The sequence below is a fragment of the Idiomarina sp. OT37-5b genome (genome assembly GCF_002968395.1).
Lineage (GTDB): Bacteria > Pseudomonadota > Gammaproteobacteria > Enterobacterales > Alteromonadaceae > Idiomarina > Idiomarina aquatica.
Window position 1 is genome coordinate 75,426 of the sequence record NZ_CP027188.1, and the last position, 14,672, is coordinate 90,097.

A 14,672-nucleotide genomic window follows, 5' to 3' on the forward strand; every position below is an offset into this window, starting at 1 on the left:
ACCATGCAAAACACCTTCGACTTTCCGGTCGCTTGGGTGGTGGTCATTATCATCGGGCTCGCACTTTTGGCGAGCTCGATTCGTATTGTCCCCCAGCAAAGCATTTTTGTTATCGAACTGTTCGGCCGTTACCGCAGACTGTTGAGGCCTGGCCTCAATTTTATTATTCCGTTGGTCGAGCAAGTGGCACACAAGCAATCCATGCGCACGCGACAGCTGGACGTTGATGTGGAAACGAAAACCAACGACAACGTCTTTGTTGTGGTAAGGGTTTCGGTTCAATATCGGGTAAGCTCTGCTGATGCGGTGTATAACGCGTTCTATCAACTGGAAAACCCGGAATGGCAGATGCAGTCTTACGTGTTTGATACGGTTCGGGCGCAGATTCCAAAGCAGAATCTGGACGCTGTGTTTGATAACAAAGACAGCATTTCAAACGACGTAAAAATGCAGTTGCGCGACACCATGGAAGGTTATGGTTTCGAGATCATTGCGTCGTTGGTGACCGACATCGATCCGGATCAGTCGGTGAAAGATTCGATGAACCAGATTAATGCCGCGGAACGTGAGCGCCGTGCGGCGGAACATAAAGCGGAAGCAGAGAAAATCATCAAAGTGAAGCAGGCTGAAGCGGACAAAGAGTCGAAGATCCTGCAGGGTGAGGGTATTGCCGGACAACGGCGAGCCATTGCGGAAGGACTGCGAGACTCAATCGCGATGGTGACCAATGAAAATAATGACATTACGTCTCGTGATGTCATTGATTTGCTGAAGTTTACTAACTATGTTGATGTATTAGGTTCATTTGATAATTCGTCCAGTAAAGTCATCATGCTACCTCAGCCGACTGGGCAATTAAATTCGTTATCGACTGACCTGATGGCGGCGATGGAAGCTGCCCGGGAAGGTGACAAGAAGCCAACATAACAGGAGTTTAGTCATGAAAGCACTTATGCTTTTCGCTGGTGCAGCGACCGTATCATTATTGGCCGGCTGCAGCGCAGAGGAAACGGTGACACGCTGTACTACGGCATCGCAAAGCGAATGGATAGACCAAGAGCAGTTTCAAGCCGGGCTAAAAGAGCAGGGTTATGAAATCAATGAGTTTAAGGTAACGCCGGGTAATTGTTATGAAATTTATGGCAAAAACCGAGCTGGCGAAAAGGTCGAAATCTATTTCAACCCCGTTGATGGCAGCGTTGTAAAAGAAGAAAAAGAGTAGGCCAATGAGTAAGTCAGTGGTTATCTGGGATGCTTTCATTCGAGGTTATCACTGGCTTATTGTTATCGCCTTTGTGCTTAACTATTTCATTCTTGAGCCAGGCGAAACGGTTCACCAGTGGGTGGGCTACAGCGCGGTAACCCTGGTTATTTTGCGGATACTGTGGGGGTTTATCGGGCCTCGGCGGGCATTACTCAGCGACTTTTTTCCTACCCCTAAACGAATTGCCGAACACGTCCAGCATTTGCGACGGCGTCAACTACCTCAACGGCAAGGGCATAACGCCTTGGGCGGTCTATTGATATGGTTGTTCTGGTTGCTGTTTTTGGGCCAGGGTTTTACCGGCTATTTACTGGAAGAAACGGATCGTTTTTTTGGTAGCAGTGTGGTCGAAAACATCCACGAATGGTTGGCTCACAGCTTGTTTGCGGGCGTGTTGGTTCATCTGGTCGCGGTTATTGTGGTGAGCTGGTGGGGCCGTATTCAGTTGCTACGACCCATGCTGACAGGCAAACGCCAGATCCGTTCAGAAGACGACTAATGCGCTTTGGCTATCGTTTGTATTTTGTTGACGATGGCGCGTAAACCATTACCTCGTGTTGGCGTAATGTGATTTTCCAAATCCAGCTGGTTGAAATACTGATCAATATCGAACGCCAGGATTTGTTCGGCGGTCTTGTCGTGATACGCCGCTAGTACCAGCGTTAACAGCCCTTGCACGATGACCGCATCGCTGTCGACGTGAAACTGTAACTTACCGTCTTTTTCTTCACTGATCAGCCAAACATTACTTTGACAGCCACGGACCAAATACTCGTCTTTGTGCTGTTCTTCCGGTAAGCCCGGTAGCGCCTTGCCTAAATCGATAATGTATTGGTAACGCTGTTCCCAGTCATCAAGGAACGCTAAATCGTCAAGAATTTCGTCAGTACTTGGTAAGTTCATGATTGCCTATGTTCCTGTTTAGAAAAATACGCCGGCTTCAAGTTGTGCTTCTTCGCTCATCATGTCGCGAGACCAGGGGGGATCGAAAACCAGGTTAACGTTCACCTTGTCGACATGTGGCACTAATGATACACGGTACTCAACGTCACCAACCAATACCGGTCCCATGCCGCAACCGGGGGCGGTCAGGGTCATATCGATATTAACCTGATGAGCTTGCTGATCTACGGCAACACGGTAGATGAGCCCAAGCGAGACCAGATTAATTGGAATTTCGGGATCGTATATGGTTTCAAGAGCGTCCCAGACTTGTTGTTCTGAGATCTGACCATCGGCGGGCTCCGGGAAATCCAGTTTCTCCGGCTTGCGGCCTATTGCATCCCCGTCGGTACCGTCGATACGCAGCATATTACCTTGCCAAGTGACGGTATAGTTGCCACCCAGATCTTGGGTGATGTTAACAAACTCACCCTTGGGAATGATTTTTGGTTCGCCGGACGGCACTTTGCGCGCTTTCACTTCGCGCAAAGTATTTACCATTTTCTGTTGCATGAGTACGCTTCTTTACCCGTTAGCTGACGCTGAAGCTTTCGCCACAGCCACATTCGTTGACAACATTAGGGTTATTGAATTTAACCACCCCATTAATGCCTTCTTTGACGTAATCAATTTCGGTATTGCGTAACACGTCGATGGCGTCAGCTGCCACGGCAACGGTAATGTTGTCGTTAATTTTTACCAGCTCATCACCTTGTTGAGCATTATCTACCGCGTCTAAAACATAAGCGTAGCCGGTACAGCCACTGGTTTTAGTCGACAGTCGGACAAGGTGCCCCGGTTGATCTTTCAACCGTGACTCAAAGTAACGTACCGCACGGTCAGTCATTGAAACCAACGCATTAGATGGGACAAAAGATTCGACAGACATACTATCCTCCCGTCGTTAAGCCAACATCATTTGGGCTTTGTTGATGGCTTTAAAGAGCGCTTCAACATCGTCCATGGTGTTGTAAATAGAGAAAGACGCGCGTGCCGTACCCGGTACACCGAGACGTTTCATCAACGGTTGTGCACAATGATCGCCGGTGCGGATCGCAACGCCTTGTTTATCCAGAATAAAGCCGATATCGGCAGGGTGTATACCCTCAATCACAAAACTGAGTACCCCAATTTTGTTCGGTGCAGTGCCAATGATGCGCAAGCCCTGAGTTTGTTCGGCAAGCTCGGTAGCACGCTTTAGCAATGCTTGCTCATGGGCCCAGATATCTTTGGCGTTTAGCCCTTGTAACCAGGTAATCGCTGCGGCCAGACCGATAACGCCGGCAATGTTAGGTGTGCCGGCCTCGAGGCGGTTTGGTAACTCACCCCAGGTTGCATCCTGATAACTCACCGTAGCAATCATCTCACCGCCAACCAGCCACACCGGCCATTCCGCCAGTACGTCGTAACGTCCCCATAATACGCCAATACCGGTTGGGCCAAACAGCTTGTGACCGGAGAACGCATAAAAGTCGCAACCAATGTCCTGCACATCGATGGCACCGTGAGCAACGCCCTGAGCGCCATCGATAAGCACCAAAGCGCCTTTGGCTTTGGCGGCCGCGGTCAATTCTTTAATTGGATTAATGGTACCCAGCGCGTTAGAAACGTGAGGCATCGCCACAAACGCGGTTTTATCACTTAATAACTGGTGGAACGCATCGACGTTGAGTTCGCCGCTGTCGTGAATGGGAACCACCTTTAAGGTCGCTCCAGAGCGTTTACAGGCTTGTTGCCACGTGACTAAGTCAGCATGGTGCTCCATCTCCGTCACCAGGACTTCATCGCCGGCTTTTAAACGTTGCGCAACGCCATTGGCAACCAGATTAATGCCCTCGGTTGTACCACTGGTCCAGATAACCTCTTCGCTGCGACCGGCATTAATATACGCGGCAACGGTTTTGCGAGCGGCTTCGTAGCGCTTGGTTGCTTCATCCGATAAATAGTGAGCACCGCGGTGTACGTTCGAGTTGCACTGCGTGTAATAGTCCACCAGTGCATCGATAACAGCCTGCGGTTTCTGGGTGGTTGCGGCATTGTCCAGATAAACCAATGGCTGGCCATTAACCTGACGCTTCAGTATCGGGAATTGGTCACGGATTTGGGCAACGTTTAAGGTCATTTTTGCTCCATCATGCGCTCAAAACGCTGCCGCAAAATCGGCTGTAACCAGTCGGCCAGAGCTTTATTCGGCATTTGGAACAGCAGTTCCTGTACGAAGCCGAAGTTGAGCATCACCAGTGCCTGCTGTTTATCGATACCACGCGTCAGCATATAGTAAAGGGCTTCTTCATCGATTTCGGCAACCGTTGCGCCATGTGCGCACTGTACGTCATCGGCATAGATTTCCAGCTCTGGTTTGGTGTTAATCTGTGCGCCGCGTGACAACAGTAGGTTGCGGTTGTTGAGTTCCGCCAACGTTTTCTGGGCGTGGCGGTGAATGTGAATACGACCGTTGAACACGGCTTTGGCTTTATCACCGATGATGCCACGGGCATTTTCTTCGGTGGTGCCATTCGGCTGAGCGTGCTCAATGGTGCTGTGCAAATCAAAATGCTCGTGCGGCGCCAGTAAGTAAATATTATTGAATTTGGCAAAGGCATGCTCGCCGGCATGCTCAATATCAACGTCCAGACGCGTCAGTTGTGAACCGTAACCGACCAGCGTGCTGTTCAGCTTTGATTCATTATGTAGCCGGAAATGGCTACCGCCAACGTGGATGGCCTGGTCTTCCTGCAGCGCCAGACGATAATGCTCGAGACTGGCTCGATCAGCGATGTCGTACTCGGCAAATACGGTATTGAGACTTTGCTCGTTACCGACACCGTGTTCAATTATGGTTGCTTTAGCACCCTGACCAACACGTACCAGCGTACGCTGATGCGATTCGATACCGTTAGTGGCGACATTGACGATTCGAATCGGCTGCTCAACCTGAGCGCCTTCCGCGACATCGATAACGATACCTTGTTGCGCCAGTACATCATTCACTAAACCGAATAAGTGGTGCGCTGGCTTGATGTTCGCAAACAAAGCTTCTGCCGCGTCACTCTTGGCATCCAAAGCCGCAATGCGGATGCCTTCCGGCAACTGCAAGTGCGCAATATCGGTGCTCAAGCGTCCGTCTACAAAGACTAAATCGATACTGTTCAAGCCATTGACCTGAGGCGCTTCAGCGACCGCCTGGCTGCTGGTTTTCAGCGCCAGATCGGCGACTTTGTGCAGTGACGTGTAGCGCCATGCCTCGGTGCGACGTCCTGGCCATTGTTTTTGCTTCAGCTCGGCAAGCGCGTTGGCGCGTACCGGAGACAGCCAGTCGTCAACGTTGGCAGCACGCTCAATAACGTGGGCTAACCATTGACTCATGCGCTTTCTCCCTCTTTTAACCATGCATAACCAGAGGCTTCGACTTCTTTAGCCAGCTCCGGACCACCACTTTTCACGATCTTGCCTTTTGACAGGATGTGCACATAATCTGGTTCGATATAGTCCAGCAGACGTTGGTAGTGGGTGACAACGATAAAGCTGCGCTTACCGTCACGTTGGCTGTTCACCCCTTTGGCGACGACTTGCAGAGCGTCGACGTCCAGACCGGAGTCGGATTCGTCCAAAATGGCCAACTTAGGTTCCAGCATGATCATTTGCATGATCTCATTGCGTTTCTTCTCGCCGCCTGAAAAGCCTTCGTTGACACCCCGTTTCAGGAAATCCAGAGGCAGTTCTACTTGCTTACAGGCTTCTTTTGCTTTTTTCAGAAATTCTGCTGAACTGAGCGCCGCTTCACCGCGTGCTTCACGCATGGCGTTAACCGACTCTTTCATGAATTCCATATTGCTGACGCCAGGAATTTCAACAGGGTATTGGAAAGCCAGGAATAAGCCTGCCTGCGCGCGCTCTTCAACTTCCATATCGAACAAGTCTTTGCCGTCAAAGTCTGCGCTGCCGCTTTCTACATCGTAGCCTTCACGGCCTGACAAAACATAGCCAAGCGTACTTTTGCCCGCACCGTTAGGGCCCATAATTGCATGTACTTCGCCTGGTTTAATGTCCAGGTTAAGCCCTTTAAGAATCGTTGTATCTTCTACACGTGCGTGCAAGTCTTTAATTGATAACATGTTTTACCCCACTGAACCTTCAAGACTGATTTCGAGCAACTTACCGGCTTCTACGGCAAACTCCATAGGTAGTTCACGGAACACCTCTTTACAGAAGCCATTGACAATCATTGAGACGGCTTTTTCAGGGTCCAGGCCTCGTTGCTGACATAAGAATAATTGGTCGTCGCTCACTTTCGAGGTGGTTGCCTCGTGTTCGACGATCGCGGTTGGGTTGCTGCTTTCAATATACGGGAATGTGTGAGCGCCACACTGATCACCAATCAACAGTGAGTCACATTCGGTAAAGTTACGAGCGCCTTCTGCGCCCGGGCCCATTCGTACCAAACCGCGGTAGGCATTATTACTGCGTCCGGCAGAAATACCTTTCGAAATAATGGTCGACTTGGTGTTTTTGCCCAAGTGAATCATTTTGGTGCCGGTATCGGCTTGTTGTTTACCGCGAGTCAGCGCGACCGAGTAGAATTCACCGACGCTGTTGTCACCTTTCAAGATGCAACTTGGGTATTTCCAGGTTACGGCCGATCCCGTTTCTACTTGAGTCCAGGAGATTTTGGCGTTTTTCTCACAAAGACCACGCTTAGTCACAAAGTTGTAGATACCGCCTTTACCGTCTTCGTCACCCGGATACCAGTTTTGAACCGTCGAGTATTTGATCTCAGCGTCATCCAACGCAACCAGCTCGACCACCGCGGCGTGCAATTGGTTTTCGTCGCGCTGAGGTGCAGTACAACCTTCAAGGTAGCTGACGTAGCTGCCTTCCTCGGCAACAATCAGCGTACGCTCAAACTGGCCAGTGTTCTGCTCGTTAATTCGGAAATAAGTGGATAGTTCCATCGGACAGCGTACACCCTTAGGAATGTACACAAAGGAACCATCGGTAAAGACCGCGCTGTTGAGTGCCGCAAAGTAGTTGTCACCTTTAGGTACAACAGTGCCTAAGTACTTTTTAACCAGCTCAGGGTATTTCTTAATCGCTTCCGAAATCGGGCAGAAAATAACGCCGGCTTCTTCCAGTTTCTCGCGGAAGGTGGTGACCACAGAAACCGAGTCGAACACAGCATCAACGGCCACGCCGGCCAACATTTCCTGCTCATGCAGAGGAATACCAAGTTTTTCGTAGGTACGCAGCAATTCAGGATCAACCTCATCCAGGGATTTGGGTTTATCCTTCATGCTTTTCGGCGCTGAATAATAAGAAATGGACTGGTAGTCGACTTTCGGATAGTCGACATGGGCCCAGTCGGGCTCTTCCATTTTCAGCCATTTGCGATACGCCTGCAGGCGCCACTCTGTCATCCACTCTGGTTCGTCTTTCATCGCCGACAGACGGCGGATGACGTCTTCATCTAACCCAGGCGGAAACGTCTCTGACTCGATTTCAGATACGAAGCCAGCATCGTATTTGCGCTTAAGCGCCTGATCAATTTGTTCGCTCATGATGACCACCTTACTAACTTGCGAATGCCCTCTATTATAAAATACCTGACTAAAACACTCAACTTTATCTGAAGCAGGCCAATCAGGCTTTGGGCAATTGGCCGCGTATTATACGCACAATCCATCGAAATGTCGCTTTAAAGCCTACTCATCAGGTGCTACCGATCTATGGGTAAGTGTCCCGTTTTTACCCAGATAATGGTTTCCTCCTCGACAAACGGATGATGGGTGCTCAAGTGTGGGCTACGGATCCAGGTGCCGGCAGGGTAACGGCCATGCTCGTCACAAAATTCTCCTGACAGCACGAAAATTTCCTCACCGCCCAAGTGGCGATGGGGTTTGAACACTTCGTTCGTTGGCCATTTAACCAGCGCAACGTGCTCGGTTCCATGACTGTGGAGTGGCATCACTTCAAGTCCGCCCTGACCAGGAAGCCATTCGCTGTTGTGGGTATCTACCCGTACCGAGGTTCCATCGTCCGGTCGAAACTGATGCAGTTTTACCAACAACCTACAACCCTCTCGGCTAAACGGAGCATGAGCACTGCCGGGCGGGTTGCGCAAATAGGTTCCGGCGGGATAATCACCGTGTTCATCGGAGAACACACCGTCCAATACCAGGATTTCCTCACCCAGCGGGTGCTGATGGGTCTTAAATGACGCGCCGGCGACGTATTCGACAATGCTGGTCGCACGGCCGCGCTCAGCTTCTTCGCGCTCCAACTGCTTGCGGCGAACACCAGGGGCTGGACTGGGGCTCCAAGGCTGCTGTTGGGTGTTTATGACAACGCGTTGAGAAAAATCTAAATTTATCATGCGATAATTTTTACCCGACTTAAAAATGCGTACTACACTTACGTTAAAGACAGACTTTATGGGTCACGTTTTGATCAAGGAGCTTTATTATGGCAAATGTTGGTGGTATTGATCGTATTTTACGAGCGATTGTGGGTATCGCCATTATCGTTTGGTCGGTAATGGCGGGCAATTTCTGGTGGATTTTAGGCGCTATTATTTTGGCCACGGCCGTTTTTAAATTCTGCCTGCTCTACAAATTGCTCGGTGTATCGACCGATAAAGCAAAAGGAAACGCGTCTTAATGTCAGACAGTATGATCGTGGCATGTCCCGCATGTCACAAGAAAAACCGAGTAGTACGAACAAAAATTCAGGCCGGCGCGGTCTGCGGACAATGTAAATCACCGCTGTTTACGGGCGAACCCATCGTTGTTAATAGCGATGAGTTTCGTGCACACCAAACGGCAGACATGCCCTTAGTTGTCGATTTTTGGGCAAGTTGGTGCGGCCCCTGTAAACAATACGCGCCGCATTTTGAACAAGCGGCAAAGCAACTGCCGTTCACCGCTCAGTTTTTAAAAATCAGTACCGAAACCGAACCCCATCTGGCACAACAATATGCGGTGCGCAGTATTCCAACGACGCTACTGATAAAAGATGGCCAGGAAATTGCCCGACAGGCCGGAGCGATGTCAGCGACTCAACTACAGGCTTGGATTGCACAACGGACATAAGCCACTGGGTGTTTTTAATAGACCGAATACCTCAGCATGTGTAAAATTCAGGCTCTTTTTTGCTGTGAATAAAAATTAAAGAGACACACGTTATGGGTCGCGCATTTCAAAACCGAAAAGAATCGATTGCTAAAACCGCAGCTGCTAAAAGCAAAGTTTATAGTCGCTACGGTCGTGAAATTTATGTCTGTGGTAAACAGGGCGGAACGGATCCAGAAGCGAATCTGGCGTTGCGCAGCTTAATTGACCGGGCGAAAAAAGATCAGGTGCCATCGCACGTTATCGAAAAGGCGCTTGATAAAGCACAAGGTGGTGCCGGTGAAGACTTTTCTCCGGCGCGCTATGAAGGCTACGGCCCGGGTAACTGTATGGTTATCGTAGAATGTCTGACCGATAACCCGAACCGCACCTTTGGTGAAGTCCGAAACTGTTTTACCAAAAGTAAGTGCAAAATCGGTGAACAAGGCAGTGTGATGCACTCCTTTGAGCACTGTGCGATTTTCTCGTTTAAACACGACAGCGAAGACGAGGTGCTGGAAGCATTGATGGAAGCCGACGTCGATGTTACAGACGTTGAGTTCGAGGATGGCGTCGTGACGGTGTTTGCGCCGCACACTGAGTACGCTGCGGCTCGTCAGGCACTGACGGGTGCTTTTGCAGATATCGATTTCGACACCGATGAGATTCAATTCCTGCCACACGTCACAACACAAATTGGCGAAGAAGACATGCCAATGTTTGAGCGCTTAATGGATATGCTGAACGATTGTGATGATGTACAAAATATTTATCACAACGCTGAAGTATAACCGCCGATAAAAATGATCTAGATCAAATTGATCAAACGCAAAACCTTATAAGCTTCATGGGTATTCAACCACAAGGAGTTACCCATGAAGCGTTCGATTTTATCTCTAGGTGTATTGTTCGGGTTATTGAGTGGTTCGGCGCTGGCGAACGACTTTTCGGTCAATGTTGGTGCCATCAGCGTAATGCCAGATGACAGCAGTGGCGCGCTCAATGTTGTCGAAAGTGTTGCTGGACTCGATGCTAACAGTACCGGCGTTGGCGTTAATACCAATACTCAGTTGGGTTTAACTTTTGATTACGCGCTGGACAGCAACTGGGTCATCGAACTCGTCGCTGCCACACCTTTCAGTCACGATATCACCGGCACCGGCTCTTTAGCGGGTGTAAAAATCGGTGACACCAAACATTTACCGCCAACCTTGCTGGCTCAGTATCACTTTGATATTGGCAGCGACATGTTCAAGCCTTTTGTCGGTGTCGGTGCCAACTATACGACCTTCTTTGATGACCAGGTTTCTCCGGAAGTGAAGAACTTGCTGGTTGCTACTGGCGTGGCCAGCACTGATGACAGCGTCGATTTAGCGCTTGAAAACAGTTGGGGACTGGCGCTTCAGGCCGGCGTAAACGTTAAAGTTAACAATGACTGGGGTGTGCATTTTATGGTCAGCAAGATTGACATTGATACCACCGGTGATGTGCGCTTAAACGGTAATACCATCGAAAGCGTTGACGTGCAGATCGACCCTTACGTTGCGATGGTCGGTTTACGTTACACCTTTTAAGAAACGCCATAGACGAAACAAGTCCAGCTCGTTGCTCTCGAGTTAAAATTAAGGGCATGCATTAGGGAAGATGCTCTAACCGCCACGGGTTTTCCGCTGGCGGTTTTTTTATGTGTTAGGGCGTTTCTTGGCGAGTTTGCGTTGTAAGGTACGGCGATGCATACCCAGTTCTCTTGCGGTTTTTGAGATATTGCCCTGATTTTGTTGCAGCACACGTTGAATATACTCCCACTCCACTTGTGCGGGAGACAAGGGCTGTGGATCGTCGGGTAAATTCTGGGGCTTGCCTTCCAGCCGTTCGATGATCTCGCGACTACTTACCGGCTTGGCCAAATAATCCGTGGCGCCGCGTTTGATCGCTTCGACGGTTGTCGCGATACTGGCGTAACCGGTCAGTACGATAAGTTGTTGCGGCTGGTGTTTAGTCATAAGCGGCTCAATGAATTCGATGCCGTTCTCATTGCCCAACATCATATCCAGGAGGATGACATCGTAAGGGCCCGTGGTTGCGGTAAGTGATTCTTCACCACTGTGTATTACATCGACTGAATAACCGTGGTGTTCGAGCCGTCGGCTTAACACCTGGCAGAAGCTTGAGTCATCATCAATGAGCAGTATTGAGTGTTTAATCGTCATGTGGGTACTCACGGGGTGTCGAGGTGCCGAGCGGTAAGAAAATTTCGGTGTAGGCAAGATCATTGGCACAACGCCACCAAACCTGACCGCCATGGCGTTCAATCGTGGCGTGACTGATTACGGCAGCCACGCCACTGCCTTTGTTGCTTGCCTGTAATGCTATCCCTAAGTTTTTTGCCAGCGGATGTGAGGGATCGACCGTGTTGATGATGGTCCAATGCACGGTGTTCTTTTCGGTGCATACGGTGACGTCAATGCCAGGCTCCGCTGACGCTTCAATGGCATTATTAATAAGGTTGGCGATCGCCGGAATTAACGTTCTGTCACAGACTAATGGCTGATTTTGGGTGTCGTCACGGACCTGCCAGGTAATGTTTGACTCGGGCGTGATGACGCGAAGTAACTGGTTGATCTGGTTGATAAAGTCTCTGATTGTGAAGTGATGTCGACGGCGCTGGCGCACATCATCAGACGCCTGCCGCCATTGCTTTAAGGAATGACTTATCCGGCTCAACTCATGGTCGGCTAACGACCAGTCGAGATGGGGTGCCTGTTCACGGAATTCTTCATGCAACAGCTGCAGCGTTTGCACCGGTGTTGCCAGATCGTGAGTCAGCTGCGCGGCCGCAGAACCGATGGTTAACAGTTGTTCGTCGCGCAACTGGCGTTCGCGCAATTTTTGCAACAAATGACGGGACTGTTGCCAGCGTGTTTTCAGCCACAGGCTGGATGCCCAGATAATCAGTGCCGCGATAACAAAACTGATCACCATGCCTTGTGCATGAGCGACGAATTCTGGCCCCATACCGTGATGTTGATCCAGGGTCAGGTTTAACCATTGATGAGCCCATAACTGAGCAACCTGAGCCAGCATGCTGGCGGCCAGAACGACCAGTGACGGCAACCACTCCAGCAACAGTACGGCTAACACCACATAAATCAGCAATAACGTCGAAAAAGGGTTGCTGATACCGCCGCTCATGGCAATCACATAGTTGCCGATAGCAATATCGATGAGCATGGCCGCAACAAGGAGTAAGGTACTGTGTCGACGGAACAGGGCCGCTAAAAAGGTCAGCATGAGTTACTTCGTTAAATGGCTTCAAAAATATACGTTGGATTGTAACCACAACACCCGGCCAGGCTCATTGACCCGCTCGGTTTGTTGGTAGCCAGCAATGGTAGCACCGCTGCCGCTCACATGTTCGGCATACACTTTGTCAAACAGGTTATCGACTCCGACGGCCAATTGCCAGTCTTTGTCGATGGCCCAGCTGATGTTGGCCGATACTATGCCGTAGCCGCTGGTGCTGGCAAAATCGTAGCCGATAACGTTACCGGACCCGATATCAACGCGATCCTGCTGCTTGACCAGGCGCCAGACTAAGGCATAGGTCAGGTCGCTATGTTGATACTCACTGGCGATTCTAAGCTCATCGGCCGGCTGCTGGGGAAGGTATTGATCGTCGGTTTTATTTTTACCCCGGGTTATGGCAACGGTCGCGGATAATTTCCAGGCTGGGCTGACTTGCCAGCGACCCGTCGCTTCTCCGCCCCAACTGCGCGCATCAACATTTCGCACAACGTCCGGCATCATGGCGGTGCCTTCTTCAAGTAAGATGAAATCAGCAATGTTAGCGAAGAACAGTGATGCGTCCAGTTGCAGCGACGAGTGATTATAATGCCATCCGATATCCCATTGCTGGTTCGTTTCCGGCTTCAGAAACAACGCGGATGGACTGCCGAGGTAGCTGCGGTTATTACCGATGGTTTCCCAGTAGTCAGGAAACCGCTCGGCCTGCCCCCAGCCGGCATACCAATAGCCGCTGTCTAATTGTTGCTCGAGCCGGATAAAGCCACTGAATAAGTCGTCTGCGTTGACCTGATCGACTGTCGGGTTGTTTTGCGACGTCATCATTGTGCCGATCACCTGACGGCGATCGGTTAAGCGCCACTGATCCCAGCGCCAACCGGCATTGATCGAGTACGCTGCCGGCAGGGGGATGCGCTGTTCGGCAAAAACACCGAACTGCGATGTATCAGCATCGGGCTGGCGTGGCATGTTTTGATAAGGCATGTCCAGTTGGTTTCGACTGATGCGGTCGCGATGTACATTTTGATGGTATTCAGCGCCGAGTCGCGTGATTTGCGCACCGGCGAGTTGCCATTCGCTCTCGATTCTGGCGCCACGAGCGTAGCGATCAGGGTTACGGGCGGTTGCTTGGGGCATCATCATGGATGGACGGAATTCACGTAACGAGTAGTTATCCATCACATGATCGATGTGATTAAAATAGGCCGCGACTGTGGCAGAGCGGAGTTGCTTATCGCCGCTGACCTCATAGCGAATGGCGGTACTTCTGCGGGCAAATTTAACCCCATCCATCGCCCGATCGGCGTAGGCGGCTTCGCCGTCGCTGGCCCCCAAACTCAGCGTCAGGGTATGATCCTGAGACGGTGTCCAGGCAACGTCAATATCCGAACTCCAGCGTTGGTATTCACTGTTCAATGCAACGCCGTTGCCATCTTCGTAGTCACCGGCTGTCGCGGTGGTGAGGTTGGCTTTGAGATAACCGTTCGCATTGCCCGCAATCAGCTCACTGCTGGCATTTGCCCGATCGTAACTGGCTCCGGTTAGGTTTAAAAATCCTTCGAACGTGGGCTGAGAGAAGGCTAACGCTTCTCGCTCGAACTCAATAATTGCCGCACTTCCGGCATAGCGAACAGTTTGCGGCCCTTTGACGATACGAATCGTGTCGTAACTTTGTGGACTGATATAGGCCGTCGGGGGATCCATACGGTTACTGCATCCGCCTTGTAACATCTGACCGTCATTGACAATGGTCAGCCGCGAAGCGCCCATACCGCGAAACAGCGGATCGGCAGAGGCTCCCCCTTTGCGGCTGGCTGAAAAGCCGGCAATGGTTTTTAAGAAGTCGCCGCCATCGTGAGCGGGGAGCGGCTGGCGAGGCTGTTTGGCATCGACTTCATAGACGCCCGGAGCAAGCATCGACTCGCCGATAATCGTAATGTATTCATCCGTATTAGACAGCTTTTCCTGGGCAAACAGCGGCACGCTGTATAGTAGTGCAAGTGATAGATAACCTTTGTGCATAACAGCCACTCGGTGAGTTTTTAAGCGGCAATTATGGC

Annotated in this window: 18 protein-coding genes; 7 read left to right on the top strand and 11 right to left on the bottom strand. The window is 50.6% G+C overall.

Annotated elements, in window-relative coordinates:
• Positions 1 to 3: 3 nt before the first annotated feature.
• The 3 genes from C5610_RS00340 to C5610_RS00350 are packed head-to-tail and all read left to right on the top strand — an operon-like array spanning position 4 to position 1,763.
• Complete coding sequence (locus tag C5610_RS00340) at positions 4 to 927, top strand: SPFH domain-containing protein (protein ID WP_105305356.1); 924 nt, start codon at positions 4 to 6, stop codon at positions 925 to 927.
• A gap of 13 nt (positions 928 to 940) precedes the next feature.
• On the top strand, positions 941 to 1,222 hold the full coding sequence (locus C5610_RS00345) for a PepSY domain-containing protein (RefSeq protein WP_105305357.1): 282 nt from the start codon (positions 941 to 943) through the stop codon (positions 1,220 to 1,222).
• Between the two features lie 4 nt (positions 1,223 to 1,226).
• On the top strand, positions 1,227 to 1,763 hold the full coding sequence (locus tag C5610_RS00350) for a cytochrome b/b6 domain-containing protein (RefSeq protein WP_262339919.1): 537 nt from the start codon (positions 1,227 to 1,229) through the stop codon (positions 1,761 to 1,763).
• On the opposite strand, the gene C5610_RS00355 is transcribed toward C5610_RS00350, so the two are convergent.
• The 8 genes from C5610_RS00355 to C5610_RS00390 form a co-directional block, all read right to left on the bottom strand.
• The gene (locus C5610_RS00355; RefSeq protein WP_105305358.1) at positions 1,760 to 2,167 is read right to left on the bottom strand and encodes a SufE family protein; all 408 of its coding nucleotides are present in this window, start codon (positions 2,165 to 2,167) and stop codon (positions 1,760 to 1,762) included. The two genes, C5610_RS00350 and C5610_RS00355, sit on opposite strands and share 4 nt — an antisense overlap.
• 18 nt (positions 2,168 to 2,185) lie before the next feature.
• Positions 2,186 to 2,719 carry a putative Fe-S cluster assembly protein SufT gene (gene sufT / locus C5610_RS00360; RefSeq protein WP_105305359.1) on the bottom strand — a complete coding sequence of 178 codons (534 nt, stop codon included), beginning with the start codon at positions 2,717 to 2,719 and terminating at the stop codon, positions 2,186 to 2,188.
• Positions 2,720 to 2,738: 19 nt separating this feature from the next.
• Positions 2,739 to 3,095, bottom strand: coding sequence for a HesB/IscA family protein (locus C5610_RS00365; protein WP_105305360.1), 357 nt, complete (start codon positions 3,093 to 3,095; stop codon positions 2,739 to 2,741).
• 15 nt (positions 3,096 to 3,110) lie between these two features.
• Positions 3,111 to 4,328 (bottom strand): aminotransferase class V-fold PLP-dependent enzyme, encoded by a 1,218-nt coding sequence (locus tag C5610_RS00370; protein ID WP_105305361.1) that lies wholly within the window; start codon positions 4,326 to 4,328, stop codon positions 3,111 to 3,113.
• A complete protein-coding gene (gene sufD / locus C5610_RS00375) occupies positions 4,325 to 5,572 on the bottom strand; it encodes a Fe-S cluster assembly protein SufD (RefSeq protein ID WP_105305362.1) in 1,248 nt (415 codons plus the stop codon). The genes C5610_RS00370 and sufD overlap by 4 nt, the downstream gene beginning before the upstream one ends.
• A complete protein-coding gene (gene sufC / locus C5610_RS00380) occupies positions 5,569 to 6,321 on the bottom strand; it encodes a Fe-S cluster assembly ATPase SufC (protein ID WP_105305363.1) in 753 nt (250 codons plus the stop codon). The genes sufD and sufC overlap by 4 nt, the downstream gene beginning before the upstream one ends.
• A gap of 3 nt (positions 6,322 to 6,324) precedes the next feature.
• On the bottom strand, positions 6,325 to 7,761 hold the full coding sequence (gene sufB / locus C5610_RS00385) for a Fe-S cluster assembly protein SufB (protein ID WP_105305364.1): 1,437 nt from the start codon (positions 7,759 to 7,761) through the stop codon (positions 6,325 to 6,327).
• Between the two features lie 158 nt (positions 7,762 to 7,919).
• Entirely contained in the window at positions 7,920 to 8,576 is a 657-nt protein-coding gene (locus C5610_RS00390) for a cupin domain-containing protein (RefSeq protein ID WP_105305365.1), read from the bottom strand.
• Between the two features lie 89 nt (positions 8,577 to 8,665).
• Here C5610_RS00390 and C5610_RS00395 point away from each other — a divergent pair, with 89 nt between their 5' ends.
• From C5610_RS00395 to C5610_RS00410, 4 genes are all read left to right on the top strand, one after another.
• Entirely contained in the window at positions 8,666 to 8,860 is a 195-nt protein-coding gene (locus C5610_RS00395) for a DUF2892 domain-containing protein (RefSeq protein WP_241970544.1), read from the top strand.
• Positions 8,860 to 9,291 (top strand): thioredoxin TrxC, encoded by a 432-nt coding sequence (gene trxC, locus C5610_RS00400; RefSeq protein WP_105305367.1) that lies wholly within the window; start codon positions 8,860 to 8,862, stop codon positions 9,289 to 9,291. The genes C5610_RS00395 and trxC overlap by 1 nt, the downstream gene beginning before the upstream one ends.
• A gap of 92 nt (positions 9,292 to 9,383) precedes the next feature.
• Positions 9,384 to 10,100, top strand: coding sequence for a YebC/PmpR family DNA-binding transcriptional regulator (locus C5610_RS00405; protein ID WP_105305368.1), 717 nt, complete (start codon positions 9,384 to 9,386; stop codon positions 10,098 to 10,100).
• Between the two features lie 84 nt (positions 10,101 to 10,184).
• Positions 10,185 to 10,883 (top strand): OmpW/AlkL family protein, encoded by a 699-nt coding sequence (locus tag C5610_RS00410; RefSeq protein ID WP_105305369.1) that lies wholly within the window; start codon positions 10,185 to 10,187, stop codon positions 10,881 to 10,883.
• 108 nt (positions 10,884 to 10,991) lie between these two features.
• Here the strand turns inward: C5610_RS00410 and C5610_RS00415 are convergent, their stop codons facing one another.
• From C5610_RS00415 to C5610_RS00425, 3 genes are read right to left on the bottom strand one after another with little or no spacing between them, the layout of a single operon-like run.
• A complete protein-coding gene (locus C5610_RS00415; protein WP_105305370.1) occupies positions 10,992 to 11,519 on the bottom strand; it encodes a response regulator transcription factor in 528 nt (175 codons plus the stop codon).
• A complete protein-coding gene (locus C5610_RS00420) occupies positions 11,509 to 12,600 on the bottom strand; it encodes a GHKL domain-containing protein (RefSeq protein ID WP_105305371.1) in 1,092 nt (363 codons plus the stop codon). Before C5610_RS00420 ends, C5610_RS00415 begins: the two co-directional genes overlap by 11 nt.
• A gap of 21 nt (positions 12,601 to 12,621) precedes the next feature.
• A complete protein-coding gene (locus tag C5610_RS00425; protein WP_105305372.1) occupies positions 12,622 to 14,634 on the bottom strand; it encodes a TonB-dependent copper receptor in 2,013 nt (670 codons plus the stop codon).
• Positions 14,635 to 14,672 lie beyond the last annotated feature (38 nt).

Bases quoted from the DNA above. Each gene is read 5' to 3' on its own strand.
- C5610_RS00340 (WP_105305356.1), top strand. From the start codon at position 4: ATGCAAAACACCTTCGACTTTCCGGTCGCTTGGGTGGTGGTCATTATC.
- C5610_RS00345 (WP_105305357.1), top strand. From the start codon at position 941: ATGAAAGCACTTATGCTTTTCGCTGGTGCAGCGACCGTATCATTATTG.
- C5610_RS00350 (WP_262339919.1), top strand. From the start codon at position 1,227: ATGAGTAAGTCAGTGGTTATCTGGGATGCTTTCATTCGAGGTTATCAC.
- C5610_RS00355 (WP_105305358.1), bottom strand. From the start codon at position 2,167: ATGAACTTACCAAGTACTGACGAAATTCTTGACGATTTAGCGTTCCTT.
- sufT (WP_105305359.1), bottom strand. From the start codon at position 2,719: ATGCAACAGAAAATGGTAAATACTTTGCGCGAAGTGAAAGCGCGCAAA.
- C5610_RS00365 (WP_105305360.1), bottom strand. From the start codon at position 3,095: ATGTCTGTCGAATCTTTTGTCCCATCTAATGCGTTGGTTTCAATGACT.
- C5610_RS00370 (WP_105305361.1), bottom strand. From the start codon at position 4,328: ATGACCTTAAACGTTGCCCAAATCCGTGACCAATTCCCGATACTGAAG.
- sufD (WP_105305362.1), bottom strand. From the start codon at position 5,572: ATGAGTCAATGGTTAGCCCACGTTATTGAGCGTGCTGCCAACGTTGAC.
- sufC (WP_105305363.1), bottom strand. From the start codon at position 6,321: ATGTTATCAATTAAAGACTTGCACGCACGTGTAGAAGATACAACGATT.
- sufB (WP_105305364.1), bottom strand. From the start codon at position 7,761: ATGAGCGAACAAATTGATCAGGCGCTTAAGCGCAAATACGATGCTGGC.
- C5610_RS00390 (WP_105305365.1), bottom strand. From the start codon at position 8,576: ATGATAAATTTAGATTTTTCTCAACGCGTTGTCATAAACACCCAACAG.
- C5610_RS00395 (WP_241970544.1), top strand. From the start codon at position 8,666: ATGGCAAATGTTGGTGGTATTGATCGTATTTTACGAGCGATTGTGGGT.
- trxC (WP_105305367.1), top strand. From the start codon at position 8,860: ATGTCAGACAGTATGATCGTGGCATGTCCCGCATGTCACAAGAAAAAC.
- C5610_RS00405 (WP_105305368.1), top strand. From the start codon at position 9,384: ATGGGTCGCGCATTTCAAAACCGAAAAGAATCGATTGCTAAAACCGCA.
- C5610_RS00410 (WP_105305369.1), top strand. From the start codon at position 10,185: ATGAAGCGTTCGATTTTATCTCTAGGTGTATTGTTCGGGTTATTGAGT.
- C5610_RS00415 (WP_105305370.1), bottom strand. From the start codon at position 11,519: ATGACGATTAAACACTCAATACTGCTCATTGATGATGACTCAAGCTTC.
- C5610_RS00420 (WP_105305371.1), bottom strand. From the start codon at position 12,600: ATGCTGACCTTTTTAGCGGCCCTGTTCCGTCGACACAGTACCTTACTC.
- C5610_RS00425 (WP_105305372.1), bottom strand. From the start codon at position 14,634: ATGCACAAAGGTTATCTATCACTTGCACTACTATACAGCGTGCCGCTG.